The organism is Algoriphagus litoralis (assembly GCF_003259255.1).
GTDB lineage: Bacteria > Bacteroidota > Bacteroidia > Cytophagales > Cyclobacteriaceae > Algoriphagus > Algoriphagus litoralis.
On the sequence record NZ_QGOL01000044.1, the window covers coordinates 1 to 946 of the forward strand.

Here is a 946-nt window from a genome sequence, read left to right on the forward strand (position 1 = left end):
CGATCACAGGATCGAACTTTACCACTTTGGTATTGACTGCAGATCTGACGATTACCCCGGACACGATTACAGGAATCACCTTTACCGACGGTACCTTTGTCTTCGACGGAACTGACAAGAACCTTGCAATCACAGGAACTCTTCCGGCAGGTACATCTGTAGCTTACACCAACAATGGAAGAACGGATGTAGGCACTCAAGAAGTGACGGCGACGATCACAGGATCGAACTTTACCACGCTGGTGTTGACTGCAGATCTGACCATCACTCCGGCAACGGTTACTGGAATTACCTTTGAAGATCAAAGCTTCGTTTTCGACGGATCGGCTAGGTCTTTGGCGATCTCCGGTAACCTTCTGACAGGCACTTCGGTGGCGTATACGAACAACAGCCGAACCAATGTGGGAACTCAGGAAGTGACTGCGACGATCACGGGATCGAACTTTACCACGCTGGTGTTGACTGCAGATCTGACGATTACCCCGGCCACGATCACTGGAATTACCTTAGCAGACGGCAGCTTTGTCTTCGACGGAACTGAGAAGAGCCTTGCAATCACAGGAACTCTACCTGATGGAACCTCAATAGCTTATACCAATAATGGCAGAACAGATATAGGAACTCAGGAAGTGACTGCGACGATCTCGGGAGCCAACTTCACCACGCTGGAATTGACTGCAGATCTGACCATCACTCCGGCCACGATTACGGGAATCACCTTTGCAGACGGAAGCTTTGTCTTCGACGGAACTGAGAAGAGCCTTGCAATCACAGGAACTCTTCAGACAAGTACATCTGTAGCCTATACCAATAATGGTAGAACGGATGTAGGAACTCAGGAAGTGACGGCGACGATTACGGGAAGCAATTTCACGACTCTCGTCTTGACTGCAGATCTGACGATCACTCCGGCCACGATTACTGAAATTACCTTTGAAGATCAAAG

General features: G+C 49.3%; 1 protein-coding gene. It reads left to right on the forward strand.

Annotated elements, in window-relative coordinates:
* Positions 1-946: MBG domain-containing protein (locus DK188_RS21225; protein ID WP_198673067.1), on the forward strand; the 946-nt coding region annotated here is incomplete at both ends.